The sequence below is a fragment of the Citrobacter sp. CK185 genome (assembly GCF_030333565.1).
Classification (GTDB): domain Bacteria; phylum Pseudomonadota; class Gammaproteobacteria; order Enterobacterales; family Enterobacteriaceae; genus Citrobacter_B; species Citrobacter_B koseri.
Genome location: NZ_JAOWFR010000025.1, coordinates 460976 through 479690 on the forward strand (window position 1 = coordinate 460976; position 18715 = coordinate 479690).

The 18715-nt window shown below is 52.1% G+C and carries 14 protein-coding genes; 5 read left to right on the top strand and 9 right to left on the bottom strand.

The annotated features are described in order from the left end of the window. Positions 1-36: 36 nt before the first annotated feature. From OGV79_RS14750 to serC, 6 genes are all read right to left on the bottom strand, one after another. Positions 37-2301, bottom strand: coding sequence for a ComEC family protein (locus OGV79_RS14750; protein ID WP_114848423.1), 2265 nt, complete (start codon positions 2299-2301; stop codon positions 37-39). A 394-nt stretch (positions 2302-2695) separates the two neighbouring features. Then, positions 2696-2980, bottom strand: coding sequence for an integration host factor subunit beta (gene ihfB / locus OGV79_RS14755; protein ID WP_000167332.1), 285 nt, complete (start codon positions 2978-2980; stop codon positions 2696-2698). 157 nt (positions 2981-3137) lie between these two features. Then, positions 3138-4811: a 30S ribosomal protein S1 gene (gene rpsA, locus OGV79_RS14760; protein WP_012133016.1), complete on the bottom strand. Its 1674-nt coding sequence runs from the start codon at positions 4809-4811 to the stop codon at positions 3138-3140. 113 nt (positions 4812-4924) lie between these two features. Further along, the gene (cmk, locus tag OGV79_RS14765; protein WP_012133018.1) at positions 4925-5608 is read right to left on the bottom strand and encodes a (d)CMP kinase; all 684 of its coding nucleotides are present in this window, start codon (positions 5606-5608) and stop codon (positions 4925-4927) included. A gap of 181 nt (positions 5609-5789) precedes the next feature. After that, positions 5790-7073: a 3-phosphoshikimate 1-carboxyvinyltransferase gene (gene aroA / locus OGV79_RS14770; protein WP_110494422.1), complete on the bottom strand. Its 1284-nt coding sequence runs from the start codon at positions 7071-7073 to the stop codon at positions 5790-5792. Positions 7074-7143: 70 nt separating this feature from the next. Then, positions 7144-8232 carry a 3-phosphoserine/phosphohydroxythreonine transaminase gene (serC, locus tag OGV79_RS14775; protein WP_286468642.1) on the bottom strand — a complete coding sequence of 363 codons (1089 nt, stop codon included), beginning with the start codon at positions 8230-8232 and terminating at the stop codon, positions 7144-7146. Positions 8233-8641: 409 nt separating this feature from the next. On the opposite strand from serC, the gene ycaO reads away from it, so the two are divergent. The 4 genes from ycaO to pflA all read left to right on the top strand — a co-directional run bounded on the left by ycaO (position 8642) and on the right by pflA (position 14934). Then, complete coding sequence (gene ycaO / locus OGV79_RS14780) at positions 8642-10402, top strand: 30S ribosomal protein S12 methylthiotransferase accessory factor YcaO (protein WP_024130477.1); 1761 nt, start codon at positions 8642-8644, stop codon at positions 10400-10402. 405 nt (positions 10403-10807) lie between these two features. Then, entirely contained in the window at positions 10808-11668 is an 861-nt protein-coding gene (focA, locus tag OGV79_RS14785) for a formate transporter FocA (protein WP_024130478.1), read from the top strand. Between the two features lie 51 nt (positions 11669-11719). Further along, the gene (pflB, locus tag OGV79_RS14790) at positions 11720-14002 is read left to right on the top strand and encodes a formate C-acetyltransferase (RefSeq protein ID WP_012133023.1); all 2283 of its coding nucleotides are present in this window, start codon (positions 11720-11722) and stop codon (positions 14000-14002) included. 191 nt (positions 14003-14193) lie between these two features. Next, positions 14194-14934: a pyruvate formate lyase 1-activating protein gene (gene pflA, locus OGV79_RS14795; protein ID WP_024130479.1), complete on the top strand. Its 741-nt coding sequence runs from the start codon at positions 14194-14196 to the stop codon at positions 14932-14934. 78 nt (positions 14935-15012) lie between these two features. On the opposite strand, the gene OGV79_RS14800 is transcribed toward pflA, so the two are convergent. Beyond that, positions 15013-16161, bottom strand: a complete 1149-nt coding sequence (locus OGV79_RS14800; RefSeq protein WP_012133025.1) for an MFS transporter — start codon at positions 16159-16161, stop codon at positions 15013-15015. A 313-nt stretch (positions 16162-16474) separates the two neighbouring features. On the opposite strand from OGV79_RS14800, the gene ycaC reads away from it, so the two are divergent. Next, positions 16475-17101 carry an isochorismate family cysteine hydrolase YcaC gene (gene ycaC, locus OGV79_RS14805; RefSeq protein ID WP_012133028.1) on the top strand — a complete coding sequence of 209 codons (627 nt, stop codon included), beginning with the start codon at positions 16475-16477 and terminating at the stop codon, positions 17099-17101. A gap of 97 nt (positions 17102-17198) precedes the next feature. Here the strand turns inward: ycaC and OGV79_RS14810 are convergent, their stop codons facing one another. Together OGV79_RS14810 and dmsB are read right to left on the bottom strand one after the other, a co-directional pair. After that, entirely contained in the window at positions 17199-18062 is an 864-nt protein-coding gene (locus OGV79_RS14810) for a dimethyl sulfoxide reductase anchor subunit family protein (RefSeq protein ID WP_114848450.1), read from the bottom strand. A gap of 1 nt (position 18063) precedes the next feature. Continuing rightward, on the bottom strand, positions 18064-18681 hold the full coding sequence (gene dmsB / locus OGV79_RS14815) for a dimethylsulfoxide reductase iron-sulfur subunit DmsB (RefSeq protein WP_114848451.1): 618 nt from the start codon (positions 18679-18681) through the stop codon (positions 18064-18066). Positions 18682-18715 lie beyond the last annotated feature (34 nt).

Consider the following 18715-nt stretch of genomic DNA (forward strand, 5'->3'; position numbering starts at 1 on the left):
TCAAAAAACCAGCATTTGTTGAAATAGCCGCATATTCTACCCGTTATCCTCTGACACGCCAAACCACTGATGATACCAACGAGGTAAAATTTGCTCCCGTAAACCTCGTATGCGCCAGCCTTGCGGGGAAAAGTCCACCGAAATTTGCCCCTGATGCGGGGTATCCAGCCACTGATAACCTTGTTGTTGATAGCGCTGTTGTACCTTCCAGGAAGGCAGATGCCAGGCGTTGTAGCGCGATGCCGACGCCAGCGCGGCCAGGCCCTCAACCCGTTGAATTAACGCTAATGACGACGATGTATTACTGCCATGATGCGGAACCTGAATAATTGTCGCCTGCAAATGCCGCCAATAACGACTTAGCATTTTTTGTTCAGCCGGAGATTCAATATCGCCCGTCAGCAAAATACTCTGCTTTCCGTCATCCACTTTAACCACGCAGGAATGGTTGTTGCCCTTTTCCCTGTTTCCTTTAATCGGCCAGTGTGCGCTGAAGGATAGCCCCTGCCACGTCCACTGCTCCGCACGAAAGCACGGCAGATGGCCCTTCCAGCCTAATGGGCTTCGGATCCAGAGCGAAGGCCACGTCTTCTGTAATGATGACAGGCCACCCCGATGATCCAGATGTTCATGGCTCAGGATAATCCCCTCAGGTTCCAGATTGTGCCAGCGTAGCCAGGGAATGATGAGCTGCTGTGCGCTATCGCCATCCGGCCAGGCGCGTCCCGTATCATAAAGTATCGCTTTCCCGTTATGCGCGATAACCATCGCCAGCCCCTGTCCGACATCCAGCATATGAACCTGCCACGCCTCCGTGCGCGGCGTACGCCATAACGGCCAGCTCAACAGCAACACGCCAGACAAACAGATCACCGGGTAAGTTCGCCAGACATTCAATCGCCACGCCATAAGCGTTAACCAGGGAGCCAAAGACAGGTATTGCCAGCGATAATCAATATTAATCCACCCTTCCGGCAGACTTTTCAGCGCCCGGAACAACACGTCCAGAGAGGCGTCAGCCAGCGCCCAGAGACCTTCTTCAGCCATCAGCGGCCCGATCAAATGGCCGATCATTCCCGCCAGTATCAGTGGTACAGAGATAAATGTAACCAAAGGGACAGCAAACAGATTCGCCAGAAAAGAGGTCACACTTACACCATGAAAAAGCGCTATTTGCACAGGTAAGAGCAGAAGCGTAATGCCCAACTGTAAGTGAACGAGATCCAACGCGACTTTCCCTGCCCGAGGCAACGCCCAAGCTGGTACAGGAAACCACTGATACCAGAAAATAAGCGCTGCGACGGCAAAGGCCGAAAGCCACAGACTTTGCGACAGAACAGCAATCGGATCGGCAATCACTATTGCCGCCAGGCAGCAGAACCAGACCTCCCAACCGCTCCATTGTCGACCGCTCAGCTTCAGTAATCCCCACGCCGCCAGCGCCACAACCGTACGCAACGCGGGGGGTTGTAACCCCGTGAGCCAGGCATAAAACGTCGCGCACACAATCCCTCCCACTAACGGCGTTTGCCAGTGAATCCAGCGGGTGGGAAGTAAAAATTGCGCGCCACGAATCAATCCTCCGGCCAGCAGTGCGGCAAAGGCGATATGCAACCCTGAAATGGCCATCAGGTGCGCCGTACCAGTATCGCGCATAATATTTTTGACCTCTTGCGATACTGATAAACGCTCGCCCATGCCTAATGCCAGGATAACCTGCTGCCAGGGGTAGCGCGCCAGCGTGGTATTGAGGGAGGCAAGATAACGCGCGCGTAAACTACATGACGATTCAATGATCGTCGCATGCAGAAACCGGCCGCTCAGAGGCTGATGTTGCGTGAGCGCATAACGCTGGCTATCAAATCCCCCCTCATTAAGCTGACCATGCACGGCACGGACTTTTAGCTTCATCGCCCAACGTTGACCTGCACACACCTCGCCGGGCAAATATTGCCCATAAAGAACAACGCCCACCGAGGGAAACAGGCGTTTCCCCTGTACATGGGTAATTTGCCCGTAATGTGTGGTGGCATGATCGGTCGCCGTAATTTGCACCACGGTTTCCTGTGTTGCGCCAGGCAAGGTATTACCCGGCCAGACGGCTTGCTTTGCAGCAAGTATTCCCCAGAGAAAAAACAGCAGTGTCAAGCGGGCGTACTGCGTATATTTATATGGAACAAAGGACAGCGCGCAGGCAAAACAAAATATGCCAATGAGACACAACGAACCGGGAAGTACAGGTAAGAATATTAGCGGAAGAATTCCGCATAATGCACACACGCTGACCGTTGTTATTTTCATAGACACCTCCCTGTTACAGGAAGTGTGCAGATTTAGCTAACGTTTGTCTGGCGACAATTTGTGGTTATTCGGCGCAAATTCCGTGGTTTTCGCGTTGGGAATGCAAGATGCACATAAAAATGCGAGAGGTTTTCCAGTTACGCCTACGAGCACGTATCTGTAGATCTGATGAGTGTAGCGCCATCAGGCGCTACTTTGTACCGGATGGCGACGCGAAGCGTCTTATCCGGCCTACGGAGTCACGGGAACATATCTGTAGGCCTGATAAGCGTAGCGCCATCAGGCGTAGGTTTATGCCAGATGGTGGCGTTAAAGTCTCTTTTCCTGTCGGAATACAGAAATGAAAAAAGCACCTTTCAGGTGCTTTTTTCTGGATCAAGTTTTTCGTTAAAACTTAACCGTAAATATTGGCGCGGTCGCGCAGTTCTTTACCCGGCTTAAAGTGCGGAACATACTTTCCTTCCAGTTCTACTTTATCGCCAGTCTTCGGGTTACGTCCGGTACGAGGTGCGCGGTAGTGCAAAGAAAAGCTGCCGAAACCGCGGATTTCAATACGCTCGCCCTGCGCAAGAGTCGAGGCCATATGTTCCAGCATCTCTTTTACTGCATCTTCAACCGCTTTCGCGGGAATGTGAGATTGCTGGGTTGCAAGTCTTTCAATCAATTCTGACTTGGTCATGATTCCTCCGGTTCCTGTAAGCAAATTGGCTGCTGCTGTTATTGCATTGATTAAGGGCGGCCGTAGCCGCCCTTAGTGCTTGATTACAGGACGAATCTTGTAATCTGTCAAGTAAACTCATCAAACTTCGGGATAAAACACCCGAAGTTTCAGAGAATTACTCGCCTTTAGCTGCTTTGAAAGCTTCAGCCATTGCGTTGTTGGAGAAGTTTGCATCTTCCTGTTTGTTAACAGTTGCGATTGCATCTTTCTCGTCAGCTTCGTCTTTCGCACGAACAGACAGGCTGATTGCGCGGTTTTTACGATCAACGCCGGTGAATTTAGCTTCAACTTCGTCGCCAACGCTCAGAACCAGAGTCGCATCTTCAACGCGGTCACGGGATGCTTCAGAAGCACGCAGGTAACCTTCAACGCCGTCAGCCAGTTCTACGGTTGCGCCTTTAGCGTCAACAGCAGTAACTTTACCGGTTACGATAGCGCCTTTCTTGTTCAGAGCAACCCAGTTGTTGAACGGATCTTCTGCGAGCTGTTTAACGCCCAGGGAGATACGCTCACGCTCTGCGTCAACTTGCAGAACAACTGCTGCGATTTCGTCGCCTTTTTTGTATTCACGAACTGCTTCTTCGCCTGCAACGTTCCAGGAGATGTCAGACAGGTGAACCAGGCCGTCGATGCCGCCGTCCAGGCCGATGAAGATACCGAAGTCAGTGATAGACTTGATTTTACCTTCAACACGGTCGCCCTTGTTGTGGGTTTCCGCAAACTGCTGCCACGGGTTGGATTTGCACTGTTTCAGACCCAGGGAGATACGACGACGTTCTTCGTCGATATCCAGAACCATAACTTCCACTACATCGCCAACGTTAACAACTTTGGACGGGTGGATGTTTTTGTTGGTCCAATCCATTTCGGAAACGTGAACCAGGCCTTCAACGCCTTCTTCGATTTCAACGAAGCAGCCGTAGTCGGTCAGGTTGGTCACGCGACCAGTCAGTTTGGTACCTTCTGGATAACGCTTAGCGATAGCTACCCACGGATCTTCGCCCAGCTGTTTCAGGCCCAGAGATACACGAGTACGCTCGCGGTCGAACTTCAGCACTTTAACAGTGATTTCGTCGCCAACGTTTACGATTTCGCTCGGATGCTTAACGCGTTTCCATGCCATGTCGGTGATGTGCAGCAGGCCGTCAACGCCACCCAGATCAACGAATGCACCGTAGTCAGTGAGGTTCTTAACGATACCTTTAACTTCCATGCCTTCTTGCAGGTTTTCCAGCAGCTGATCGCGTTCTGCGCTGTTTTCGGATTCGATAACGGCACGACGGGAAACCACAACGTTGTTGCGCTTCTGATCCAGCTTGATGACTTTGAATTCAAGCTCTTTGCCTTCCAGGTGCAGCGTGTCGCGCACCGGACGAACGTCTACCAGGGAACCTGGCAGGAACGCACGAATACCGTTCAGCTCAACAGTGAAGCCGCCCTTAACTTTGCCGTTGATAACACCGGTAACAGTTTCAGCATCTTCGTAAGCTTTTTCCAGCGTGATCCAGGCTTCGTGACGTTTCGCTTTTTCACGGGACAGCAGGGTTTCGCCGAAGCCGTCTTCTACTGCATCCAGAGCAACGTCAACTTCGTCGCCAACCTGGATTTCCAGTTCGCCCTGGGCGTTTTTGAACTGCTCAGCCGGAATGGCGGATTCAGATTTCAGACCAGCGTCAACCAGTACGATATCTTTATCAATAGCAACAACAACGCCGCGAACGATGGAACCCGGGCGGGTTTCGATTTCTTTTAAGGACTCTTCAAAGAGTTGAGCAAAAGATTCAGTCATGTTTAATCTTCAGGTTTCATATTTAACGTCCACCTGGCTCCATGCCGGATGGGGTTGTTTCACATACCCACTGTCAATCCATTGCAGCGGGGGTACTACAAATTCGGTCGCACTTAAGCGAGTGCCAGTTTTTGGCGCGCGTATTGTAACGCTTTTTCAATCACTTGCTCAATGCTTAATCGGGTAGAATCCAGAACTAAAGCATCGGCAGCAGGAACCAATGGCGCGACAGCGCGATTACGATCGCGGTCGTCACGTTCCTTTATCTCGGCCAAAAGGCGTTCAAAGTTAACACTAAAGCCCTTCTCCTGCAACTGTAGCATACGGCGGTGAGCGCGTTCTTCAGAAGACGCATCCAGGAAAATTTTTACTGGCGCATCAGGGAATACCACCGTTCCCATGTCGCGGCCATCGGCAATCAACCCTGGCGCATCGCGAAACGCACGCTGGCGGCGCAAAAGCGCTTCGCGCACGCGCGGGAATGCAGCGACCTGAGATGCCGCGTTCGCGACTTCTTGCGTGCGGATTTCCCCGCTCACATCTTCCCCTTCCAGAATGACTTCCAGATTGCCATTGGTTGAGACAAAACGAACATCCAGATGAGACGCAAGCGGTACAAGAGCGTCTTCAGAGGTGACATCAACATGATGATGTAAGGCCGCCAGCGCCAGTACACGATAAATCGCGCCCGAGTCCAGCAGATGCCATTGCAATGCTTCCGCCATTGCCTTGCACAAGGTGCCTTTACCTGCACCGCTTGGGCCATCAATGGTAATTACCGGGGCAATTGCCGTCATCTTTTTCTCCTTAAACAGGCATACCGTTAACGTGAACGCCGCGCATTATACGCGCCAACGCTCACAATCGTTATCTTTGTATGCAAAAACCCATTTTGTCTGTCATCAGATGAGGAAGATTTGCGCAATTATAGCGGGCTGGCGAAGAGCCAGCCCAAAAGATGACAATGTTTTACTTTTATCAGGCAGGCGTACTAATACGCGCCAGTTGTTCGAAGTAATCCGGGAAGGTTTTAGCGGTACATTTCGGATCGAGAATCGTCACCGGCGTATCCGACAACGCAACCAGCGAGAAACACATCGCCATACGGTGATCGTTATAGGTGCCGATTTCGGCAAACTGCAACTGAGCCGGTGGCGTGATACGAATGAAATCATGCCCCTCTTCTACTTCAGCGCCGACTTTACGCAGTTCCGTCGCCATCGCAAACAGGCGGTCAGTCTCTTTTACACGCCAGTTATAGATATTACGCAGCGTGGTGGTGCCTTTAGCAAACAACGCCGCCGTGGCGATGGTCATCGCCGCATCCGGGATATGGTTCATGTCCATATCCACAGCGTTCAGTTCACCGCGCGTACAGGCAATGAAGTCATCGCCCCAGGTGATGGTGGCGCCCATCTTCTCCAGTACATCGGCAAAGCGGATATCGCCCTGCATACTGTTGCGGCCAATCCCCGTCACTTTTACCGTTCCGCCTTTAATGGCGCCAGCGGCAAGGAAATAAGAAGCGGATGACGCGTCGCCTTCCACCAGATATTGACCCGGTGAATGATACTGCTGCTCCCCTTTCACCACAAAACGCTGGTAATTCTGGTTCTCAACCTCAACGCCGAATGTTTTCATCAGGTTCAGCGTGATGTCGATATACGGTTTGGACACCAGATCGCCTTTAATTGCGATCGTCGTATCCTGCGGCGCAAGCGGCGCGGTCATCAGCAGCGCGGTGAGGAACTGACTGGAGACGCTGCCATCAACCTCAACGTGACCGCCGCTAAAACCGCCGCGCAGACGCAGAGGCGGATAGTTTTCCTGCTCCAGATAATCAATCTTCGCACCGCCCTGACGCAGCGCATCGACCAGATGACCGATCGGGCGCTCTTTCATGCGAGGCTCACCGGTCAGCACGATATCATTTGCCCCCAGGCACAGCGCGGCGGCAAGCGGACGCATCGCCGTTCCCGCATTGCCCAGGAACAGTTCCAGCGCGCCTTCGGCATGTAATACGCCGCCCTGCCCGGTAATTTCACAGCGGGTACGGTCGGCGGAAAGGGTATAACTGACCCCCAACGCACTCAGCGCGTTCAGCATATGGCGAACATCATCGCTGTCCAGCAGGTTTGTCAGAACAGTGGTGCCGCTTGCTAATGCCGCCAGTAACAAAGCGCGATTCGAAACACTCTTGGAGCCAGGCAGATTGATGGTGCCATCGACCCGCGCGATGGGTTGTAACGTCAGGGATTCCATGAAACTCAACTCTCAAAAACAGAAATAAAAACCCCACAGGCTGGCTGTGGGGATGAAAAAAGAAAACGAATTAGCCGTGGCGACGCTCGAAATCGACCATGAAATCCGTCAACGCCTTCACGCCTTCAAGCGGCATTGCGTTATAGATAGAGGCGCGCATTCCGCCCACCACGCGATGACCTTTCAGCGCATGCAAACCCGCAGCGAAAGATTCCTCCAGGAAGACTTTATCAAGCGCGCTGTCCGCTAGCTGGAAAGGCACGTTCATACGTGAACGATTCGATTTCGCCACATCGTTACGGTAGAAATCACTGTTATCAATCACGCCATACAGCAGTTCCGCTTTTTGCTGATTGATTTTGTTCATCGCCGCAACGCCGCCCTGCGCTTTCAGCCATTTGAACACCAGGCCAGAAAGATACCAGGCAAAGGTCGGCGGGGTATTGAACATCGAGTCGTTGTCGTTCAGCACGGTGTAATCAAGGATAGACGGGCAAGCGATGTTCGCTTTACCTAACAGATCTTCACGCACAATCACAATTGTCAGCCCCGCCGGGCCGATGTTTTTCTGCGCCCCGGCGTAGATCACGCCATAACGCGACACATCCAGCGGCGCGGAAAGAATTGTGGATGAGAAATCCGCAGCCACAACGACATCCGAACCAAAATTCGGCGTTTCATCAATTGCGATGCCGTCGATAGTCTCGTTCGGGCAATAATGAACGTAAGCGGCGTTATCAGAAAGTTGCCACTCGCTCATCGGTTTGACCGCACGCAGACCGTCAACCGTGACTTTGGCGTCAATCACGTTTGACGAACAGTATTTTTTCGCTTCTTTGATGGCGCTGGCCGCCCAGTAACCGGCATCAACGTAATCCGCCGACGTTTTATCGCCCAGAATATTTAACGGAATTGCCGCAAACTGCCCACGGCCGCCGCCGTGGCAGAACAATACTTTGTAGTTGGAGGGGATGCTGAGGAGATCGCGAAAATCCTGTTCCGCTTCCTCTGCGACCTGGATAAATTCTTTGCCGCGGTGGCTAATTTCCATTACTGACGTGCCAAGACCGTGCCAGTCACGCAGATCCTGTTGAGCCAGTTTAAGCACTTCCGCCGGTAGCATTGCCGGACCTGAACTAAAATTGAAGACCTGAGCCATTTCCCCTCACCACGTTGCGTTATTATCGCCTCAACACCCGAACGTCTGCGCAAGGCAGGACGACGGATATTGGGTATAAGTTATTCCTGTGGATATCGGTTTTATCATTCAGTGACACGCGCCGCAATGGGTAAAACTCATCAGGCCAAAAATGCGCGCTACGTCACACAACAGAATCTATCGGATTGACGACATAAAACCGATAGATTCGCTGTCAGGTAGCCCGTTTTACCCGGCTGGCCTTCGACCATTCTGGATTTGCGCCTCGCGGGCGTCATTGACGATCCCCGGCATTCACAGGAACGACGCTACTACGCACTTTTATTTACGCTGCCGGGGCGGCGGCGATAGCGCCGTCAACATAAAACCCGTATCATTGCGCGCTTTCCGTACGACAAAAGTGATTTTCATGACGCAAACATTTATCCCCGGCAAAGACGCCGCCCTGGAAGATTCCATCGCTCGCTTCCAGCAAAAACTGCTCGACCTCGGTTTTCATATTGAAGAGGCCTCCTGGCTGAATCCGGTGCCTAACGTCTGGTCGGTGCATATTCGCGACAAAGAGTGCGCGTTGTGCTTTACCAACGGCAAAGGCGCAACCAAAAAAGCCGCGCTGGCTTCCGCGCTGGGTGAATATTTTGAGCGTCTGTCCACCAACTATTTCTTCGCCGATTTCTGGCTGGGTGAAACCATCGCCAATGGCCCGTTCGTGCATTATCCGAATGAAAAATGGTTCCCGCTAACCGATGACGACGCCCTGCCGGAAGGGTTACTGGATGACCGTCTGCGCGCGTTCTACGACCCGGAAAACGAGCTGGCCGGAAGCATGCTTATCGATCTGCAATCCGGTAACGAAGATCGCGGTATCTGCGGCCTGCCGTTTACCCGCCAGTCTGATAATCACACCGTGTATATTCCGATGAACATTATCGGCAACCTGTACGTTTCCAACGGAATGTCGGCCGGTAACACCCGCAACGAAGCGCGTGTGCAGGGTTTGTCTGAAGTGTTCGAACGTCATGTTAAAAACCGCATCATCGCCGAAAGCATTAGCCTGCCGGAAATTCCAGCCGATGTGCTGGCACGCTACCCGGCAGTGGTAGAGGCCATCGCTAAGCTGGAGGCGGAAGGTTTCCCAATCTTCGCTTATGACGGCTCGCTGGGCGGTCAGTATCCGGTTATCTGCGTCGTCCTGTTCAACCCGGCCAACGGCACCTGCTTCGCCTCCTTCGGCGCGCATCCTGATTTCGGCGTTGCGCTGGAGCGTACCGTCACCGAGCTGTTGCAGGGCCGTGGGCTGAAAGATCTTGATGTCTTTACCCCGCCAACGTTCGACGACGAAGAAGTGGCTGAACATACTAACCTTGAGACGCACTTCATTGACTCCAGCGGTTTGATCTCCTGGGATCTGTTCAAGCAGGATGCCGACTATCCGTTTGCTGACTGGAGTTTCTCCGGCACCACGGAAGAAGAGTTCGCCACGCTGATGGCAATCTTCAATGCGGAAGATAAAGAGGTCTATATTGCCGACTATGAGCACCTCGGCGTTTATGCCTGCCGCATTATTGTGCCGGGCATGTCTGATATTTATCCGGCAGAAGATCTGTGGCTCGCCAACAACAGCATGGGAAGCCATCTGCGCGAAACCCTCCTTGCCCTGCCGGGCAGCGCATGGGAGAAAGAGGCTTACCTCAATCTGATTGAACAATTAGATGAAGAAGGCTTTGATGACTTTACCCGCGTGCGCGAGTTACTTGGTCTGGCGACAGGCCCGGATAATGGCTGGTATACCCTGCGCATCGGTGAGCTTAAAGCAATGCTGGCGCTGGCTGGCGGCGATCTGGAGCAGGCGCTGATCTGGACAGAGTGGACGATGGAATTCAACGCCTCCATCTTTAGCGCTGAACGTGCGAACTACTACCGCTGTCTGCAAACGCTGCTGCTTCTGGCGCAGGAAGAAGACCGCGAACCGCTGCAATACCTGAATGCTTTCGTTCGGATGTATGGCGCCGAAGCTGTTGAAGCGGCCAGCGCGGCACTGAGTGGCGAAGCGGCATTTTATGGGCTGCAAGCGGTTGATAGCGATCTGCATGCTTTCGCCTCACATCAGTCTCTGCTGAAAGCCTATGAGAAATTGCAGCGCGCCAAGGCCGCTCACTGGTCAAAATAGAAGCGAATAACCTACTGTAGGTAGGTTTAAACAATCGACTGAGCTATATTACGGGGCGCTTTATGCGCCCTGTTTTTTTATTTTTTTGGCAAACGAAAATAAATGTAATAACAAGGTTAAATATTGGTAGTTGATATTACAGATATTAATGTGCTGGTGTTACTTTATTTGCCAATTACTCCATTTTAATTAACTGCCATCGGGGAGGCTCAGCGAAAAAATTCAACTCACTTTATAATTTTTAAAATTTATTTTTATTTGGATAATCAAATATTTACACCGCAATCGCGTAAAAACCACGCATCTTGCGGGCCTATAAGCCAGGCGAGATATGATCTATATCAAATTCTCATCTATAATGCTTTGTTAGTATCTCGTCGCCGACTTAATAAAGAGAGAGTTAGTGTGAAAGCTGACAACCCTTTTGATCTATTACTCCCTGCTGCAATGGCCAAAGTGGCCGAAGAGGCAGGTGTCTATAAAGCAACGAAACATCCGCTGAAGACTTTCTATCTGGCGATTACCGCGGGTGTGTTCATTTCCATTGCCTTTGTTTTCTATATCACCGCCACAACCGGTACAGGCACAATGCCTTTTGGTATGGCGAAACTGGTTGGAGGCATCTGCTTCTCGCTGGGGCTGATTCTCTGTGTTATCTGCGGCGCAGATCTTTTCACATCAACAGTGCTGATTGTTGTCGCGAAAGCGAGCGGCCGAATCACATGGGGCCAACTGGCAAAAAACTGGCTCAACGTTTATTTTGGTAACCTGATCGGTTGTCTGCTCTTTGTGTTGTTGATGTGGCTTTCCGGCGAGTATATGACCGCCAACGGCGGATGGGGGCTTAACGTCCTGCAAACCGCCGACCACAAGATGCATCATACTTTTATTGAAGCTGTCTGCCTGGGTATCCTGGCTAACCTGATGGTTTGCCTGGCCGTGTGGATGAGCTACTCGGGTCGTAGCCTGATGGACAAAGCGTTTATCATGGTATTGCCCGTCGCCATGTTTGTTGCCAGCGGTTTTGAGCACAGCATCGCAAACATGTTTATGATTCCGATGGGGATTGTAATCCGTGACTTCGCCACACCGGAATTCTGGGCCGCAGTGGGCTCCAGTCCGGAAAGTTTTTCTCACCTGACCGTGATGAATTTCATCACCGATAACCTGATTCCGGTCACAATCGGTAACATTATCGGCGGCGGTTTATTGGTCGGGTTGACATACTGGGTCATTTACCTGCGTGGCGACGATCATCATTGCTGATGAGCGTTATACGCAGTAAATAAAAAATCCACTTAAGAAGGTAGGTGTTACATGTCCGAGCTTAATGAAAAGTTAGCCACAGCCTGGGAAGGTTTTACCAAAGGTGACTGGCAGAATGAAGTAAACGTCCGTGACTTCATTCAGAAAAACTACACTCCGTACGAGGGTGATGAGTCCTTCCTGGCTGGCGCGACGAATGCGACCACTGCACTGTGGGACAGCGTAATGGAAGGCGTTAAACAGGAAAACCGCACTCACGCGCCTGTTGACTTTGACACCTCCGTTGCTTCTACCATCACTTCTCACGACGCTGGCTACATCAATAAAGCGCTTGAGAAAATCGTTGGTCTGCAAACTGAAGCTCCGCTGAAACGTGCGATCATCCCGTTCGGTGGTATCAAAATGGTTGAAGGTTCCTGCAAAGCGTACAATCGCGAGCTGGACCCGATGCTGAAAAAAATCTTCACCGAATACCGCAAAACCCACAACCAGGGCGTATTCGATGTTTATACCAAAGACATTCTGAACTGCCGTAAATCCGGTGTTCTGACTGGTCTGCCGGATGCGTATGGCCGTGGCCGTATCATCGGTGACTACCGTCGCGTTGCGCTGTACGGTATCGACTTCCTGATGAAAGACAAATACGCCCAGTTCGTCTCTTTGCAGTCTGACCTGGAAAACGGCGTAAACCTGGAAGCGACTATCCGTCTGCGTGAAGAAATTGCTGAACAGCACCGCGCGCTGGGTCAGATCAAAGAGATGGCGGCTAAATACGGCTGCGATATCTCTGGTCCGGCTACCAACGCTCAGGAAGCTATCCAGTGGACCTACTTCGGCTACCTGGCCGCTGTTAAGTCTCAGAACGGCGCAGCAATGTCCTTCGGTCGCGTATCCACCTTCCTGGATGCGTACATCGAACGTGATATCAAAGCAGGCAAAATCACCGAACAAGACGCACAGGAAATGATTGACCACCTGGTCATGAAACTGCGTATGGTTCGCTTCCTGCGTACGCCGGAATACGATGAACTGTTCTCTGGCGACCCGATTTGGGCAACTGAATCTATCGGCGGTATGGGCGTTGACGGCCGTACTCTGGTTACCAAAAACAGCTTCCGCTTCCTGAACACCCTGTACACCATGGGTCCGTCTCCTGAGCCGAACATCACCGTTCTGTGGTCTGAAAAACTGCCGCTGAACTTCAAGAAATTCGCCGCTAAAGTGTCCATCGACACCTCTTCTCTGCAATACGAGAACGATGACCTGATGCGTCCAGACTTCAACAACGATGACTACGCTATCGCTTGCTGCGTAAGCCCGATGGTTGTTGGTAAACAAATGCAGTTCTTCGGTGCGCGTGCAAACCTGGCGAAAACCATGCTGTACGCAATCAACGGCGGCGTTGATGAAAAACTGAAAATGCAGGTTGGTCCTAAATCTGAACCGATCAAAGGCGACGTTCTGAACTTCGACGAAGTGATGGACCGCATGGATCACTTCATGGACTGGCTGGCTAAACAGTATGTCACCGCGCTGAACGTTATCCACTACATGCACGACAAGTACAGCTACGAAGCCTCTCTGATGGCGCTGCACGACCGTGATGTTATCCGCACCATGGCGTGTGGTATCGCAGGTCTGTCCGTTGCTGCTGACTCCCTGTCTGCAATCAAATATGCGAAAGTTAAACCGATTCGTGACGAAGACGGCCTGGCTGTAGACTTCGAAATCGAAGGCGAATACCCGCAGTTTGGTAACAACGACTCTCGCGTTGATGACATGGCGGTTGACCTGGTAGAACGTTTCATGAAGAAAATTCAGAAACTGACCACTTACCGTGGCGCTATCCCGACTCAGTCTGTTCTGACCATCACTTCTAACGTTGTGTATGGTAAGAAAACCGGTAACACCCCAGACGGTCGTCGTGCTGGCGCGCCGTTCGGACCAGGTGCTAACCCAATGCACGGCCGTGACCAGAAAGGTGCTGTTGCCTCTCTGACCTCCGTTGCAAAACTGCCGTTTGCTTACGCTAAAGATGGTATCTCTTACACCTTCTCTATCGTTCCTAACGCACTGGGTAAAGACGACGAAGTACGTAAAACCAACCTGGCGGGTCTGATGGATGGTTACTTCCACCACGAAGCGTCCATCGAAGGTGGTCAGCACCTGAACGTGAACGTGATGAACCGTGAAATGCTGCTGGACGCGATGGAACACCCGGAAAAATATCCGCAGCTGACCATCCGTGTATCAGGTTACGCAGTACGTTTTAACTCCCTGACTAAAGAACAACAGCAGGACGTTATTACTCGTACCTTCACTCAGACCATGTAATTGGGTTTTGACTGAAATCGTACTGTAAAAAGCGTACAATAAAGGCTCCACGTAAGTGGGGCCTTTTTAACAACTAAGTCTCTTTCGCCAGCTATCTATACCCAATGGATGACTGCCAAAACAGACTCGACACAGTTAATAACTGTGCACTAACACGGCCCCGGATGGGCCACATCTGGAGAAACACCGCAATGTCAGTTATTGGTCGCATTCACTCCTTTGAATCCTGTGGCACTGTTGACGGCCCGGGCATCCGCTTTATTACGTTCTTCCAGGGCTGTCTGATGCGCTGCCTGTATTGCCATAACCGCGACACCTGGGATACGCATGGCGGCAAAGAAGTTACCGTTGAAGATCTGATGAAAGAGGTCGTCACCTACCGCCACTTTATGAACGCATCCGGCGGCGGCGTAACGGCTTCCGGCGGCGAAGCGATCTTACAGGCAGAGTTTGTTCGCGACTGGTTCCGTGCCTGTAAGAAAGAAAGCATCCATACCTGTCTTGATACCAACGGCTTTGTTCGCCGCTACGATCCGGTCATCGATGAACTGCTGGAAGTCACCGACCTGGTGATGCTTGACCTGAAGCAGATGAATGACGAGATTCATCAGAATCTGGTTGGCGTATCCAACCATCGCACGCTGGAGTTCGCCAAATACATCTCCGCAAAGGGCATTAAGACCTGGATTCGCTACGTTGTGGTGCCGGGCTGGTCTGACGATGACGACTCAGCACACCGTCTGGGCGAATTCACCCGCGATATGGGCAACGTTGAAAAAATCGAACTGCTGCCCTATCACGAGTTAGGCAAACACAAATGGGTCGCAATGGGCGAAGAATACAAGCTTGATGGCGTTAAACCGCCGAAGAAAGAAACCATGGAGCGCGTAAAAGGTATTCTTGAGCAGTACGGTCATAAAGTGATGTACTGAGTTATTTTATCAGTATCGCCGGATGGCGACGCGAAAGCGTCTTATCCGGCCTACAGACTTCATACCTGATCACATAAATTAAACGTGCGCCACAGGAGTCGGCGTATGTCCTGCGTTGCGCAGCAGCATAAGCAAATAAACAAACGAGACGCTGGCAATCATAATAAACAACAGATTATCAGAGTAATTCTGCATCAGCATCGCGGTAAATGACGGCCCAAGCAGGCTGCCTACGGTATAGCTGAGCAGCAACGCCTGGTTCATTGCCACAAGCTGATGACGTTCTACCTTTTCACAAGCCCAGGCCATCGCGACGGGATAGAGCGTAAAGCCTGCCGCCCCCAGAATGAATAAGGCGGGCGCCATCGCAGCCTGAGTCAGCATGGCAATACTGCCGAGGATCACCACGAAGACCTGTACACGCAGCACCAGAAGACGACCAAACTTATCGGCCAGACGACCAATCGGCCATTGGCCTAAAATACCGGCGCTCACCAGCACGGCCATCCAGAAACCGATGCTCGCATTGCTAATCCCCTGATGATTAAGGTACAGCGGCATCAGGCCATACAGCGATCCCAGTACAATCCCGGAAATAATGCATCCGTTTACACCTAACCGCGCCTGACGCAGTCTCAGCATTGACGTAATCGGCGTCGTATCGTGTTCTTCCGACTGCTGGTTCAGGATACGGGTAAAGAGCAGCGGCAAAATGCCCGCCAGAATCATGCCGGTTACCCACGGCAGAACGCTCATTAATTCTGTCGGAACTTTACTGACCAGCAGTTGCCCCAAAAACGTTCCCACGTAATAGACCATCATGTACGCAGCCAGTAACCGCCCACGATTACGGGATGTTCCGCTGCACATCAAAGCGCTTTCCACCACGACCCAAATCATGGCGCAGCCCACGCCGGCAACAAAGCGCCAGGCCAGCCAGCTCCAGAAACCAATCATCATGCCCAGCCCTACGCAACCCGCCGCAAAAATGAGCGAGGCAATATAGTAGCTGCGGTTAAATCCCAGGCGCTTGATTAAATACCCGGTAAGCAACGTCCCAACCAGATTCCCGGTAAAGTAGGACGAACTGACCATACCGACCTGCCAGGTTGCCAGGCTTTCCTGGGCAAGCCACAAGGGGACGAGCGTGTTTAATACTGCGATCGCCAGGGTCAACAAAAGCAGGCCGCACAGCAAAAGCATGACGGGCCGGGTATAGATGGACATGGATAAAAACCGTGAGGAAGTTCAAATTTCATGCGCATCATGCCACCAACAAAAACATTGTCAATCTACCCGAATCGCGGCATTACGCGCTTTCCCGCCCTTCGATTTGAAATACTGATTCATGGCATGAAAGAGCAGCATCCGATAAACATCATGTTATTGTTTTAATTGACCTAAAACAAAACTGCCGCGTTTCGTTCAGTCGAAAAATTTCATGGTTCCTGCAACATCATTTTTCCGGTCTATGCTTTTGGGGAAGACAACACACCGGAATGGCTTTTGATGTAACGCTAACTCTCATCAGGAGAAGATAATGACTAAGCCTTACGTTCGTCTCGATAAAAATGATGCTGCGGTTCTTTTAGTTGATCACCAGGCGGGGCTGCTGTCTCTTGTACGAGACATCGATCCTGACAAATTCAAAAATAACGTTCTCGCACTTGGCGATTTAGCCAAATACTTCAACCTCCCCACCATCCTTACCACCAGTTTCGAAACGGGGCCAAACGGGCCGTTGGTGCCGGAATTGAAAGCACAGTTCCCCGATGCCCCCTACATTGCACGCCCCGGAAACATCAACGCGTGGGACAATGAAGATTTCGTGAAAGCCGTTAAGGCGACAGGTAAGAAGCAGCTCATCATTGCGGGGGTTGTCACGGAAGTGTGCGTGGCCTTCCCCGCCCTCTCTGCGATTGAAGAAGGGTTCGATGTGTTTGTCGTGACCGATGCATCAGGCACCTTTAATGAAATTACCCGTCACTCCGCCTGGGATCGCATGTCGCAGGCTGGCGCGCAATTAATGACATGGTTTGGCGTGGCGTGTGAGTTACACCGCGACTGGCGTAATGATATCGAAGGTCTGGCGACGCTGTTCTCTAATCACATTCCTGATTATCGCAATCTGATGACCAGCTACGACACGTTAACTAAGCAGAAGTAAAAGACCAGGGACATATTGTCTGATGGCGCTTCGCTTATCAGGCCTACACGATCCGTAGGCCTGATAAGGCGCGAGCCGCCATCCGGCATATTATGGATTAACTCGCCACCGCCATTCCCACGGTCATATGGAGCCCGTAGAATACGCCGCGACCAATCAGTTCCCCCACCAGCAGCAGGATAAACGCCACCGACAGCAGCGGAACCGCAGGTTGATAACCTTTCAACTGCGGCACAATCCAGCAGCACAGTGCCACGACCAGCACCACAATACGCCAGGCCATCAGCGAACCATAATCCGGTACGAGCGCAGAAGCCTGCTGGATGGAGCTATGAATCGTCGCCAGCTCCGCTCCCTGCATCACTGACATAATGGCGCTGACCACCAGTGCGAGGACTGAAATTACGGGCAGCAGACGCATCGCCCAGCCATCGATGCCCGCAATACGCAGCAGCAGATAACCCAGCAACGGCCCCCCCATAAACAGCGTCAGGAAGAAGCCCAGCGGCGTCCAGATGCTGTACCAGGTCGGTACGGTATCAATGCTGTTATACACGCGCACCATCATCCAGACAAAGATAACGCCCAGCACGATCGTCACAACCAGCCAGAGATTACGCAGCGCCGGAGAGAGCTTTTTCAGCACCGCCAGTAACCAGCCGATCCCGCCGACGGCAAAAAAGAGCGAGCCGCTGGCAATTTCATTACTCAATGCCGACGAGCCCACGCGGTTCAGCGAATTGAAGGCGCGCATTGGCGACCCCAGATGCAGCATAGACGCGATGAAGCCAATTCCCATTAGCACCCACAGAGCAAACATGCCGGTCAGCACTCGCTGTTGAGATTCGGTACGCAACTCGCCTTTCATCAGCGCCAGAGCCAGAACGATAAAACCGCCGACCACGCACTGACCAAAAACCGTGAAGATCATCAGCGGCCATTCATGCCATCCACTTCCCATCTTACACCTCCTTCGGATTTGCCAGATAACCCGTGGTATCCCCGGTCGAGCGGCTGTTGGCGTTGGGTTTAATCACAATGTTCGGTCTGGTGAAGTGCGCGCCCGGCAGCGGCGCAACGGCCGCCAGCGTGCCATGTTTCTTCCGCAACTCTTCTATCGGGCCAAAGTCCAGCGCGCGCAGCGGGCAGGACTCGACGCAGATCGGCTTTTTGCCGTCGGCAACGCGGTCATGACAGCCGTCGCATTTGGTCATGTGGCCTTTGGCGGCGTTGTACTGCGGCGCACCGTACGGGCAGGCCATATGGCAGTAGCGACAGCCGATGCAGACGTCCTCATCCACCACCACAAAACCGTCCTCGCGTTTGTGCATCGCGCCGCTCGGGCACACTTTCGTGCAGGCCGGGTCTTCGCAGTGGTTGCAGGAAATGGAAAGATAGTAGGCAAAGACATTCTGGTGCCAGACGCCGTTATCCTCCTGCCAGTCGCCGCCCGCATATTCATAGATGCGACGGAAGCTGACGTCCGGGGTTAAATCTTTGTAGTCTTTGCAGGCCAGTTCGCAGGTTTTGCAACCGGTGCAACGACTGGAGTCAATAAAAAATCCATATTGGGTTGTCATCGGTTACTCCTTATACCTTCTCAACCTGAACGAG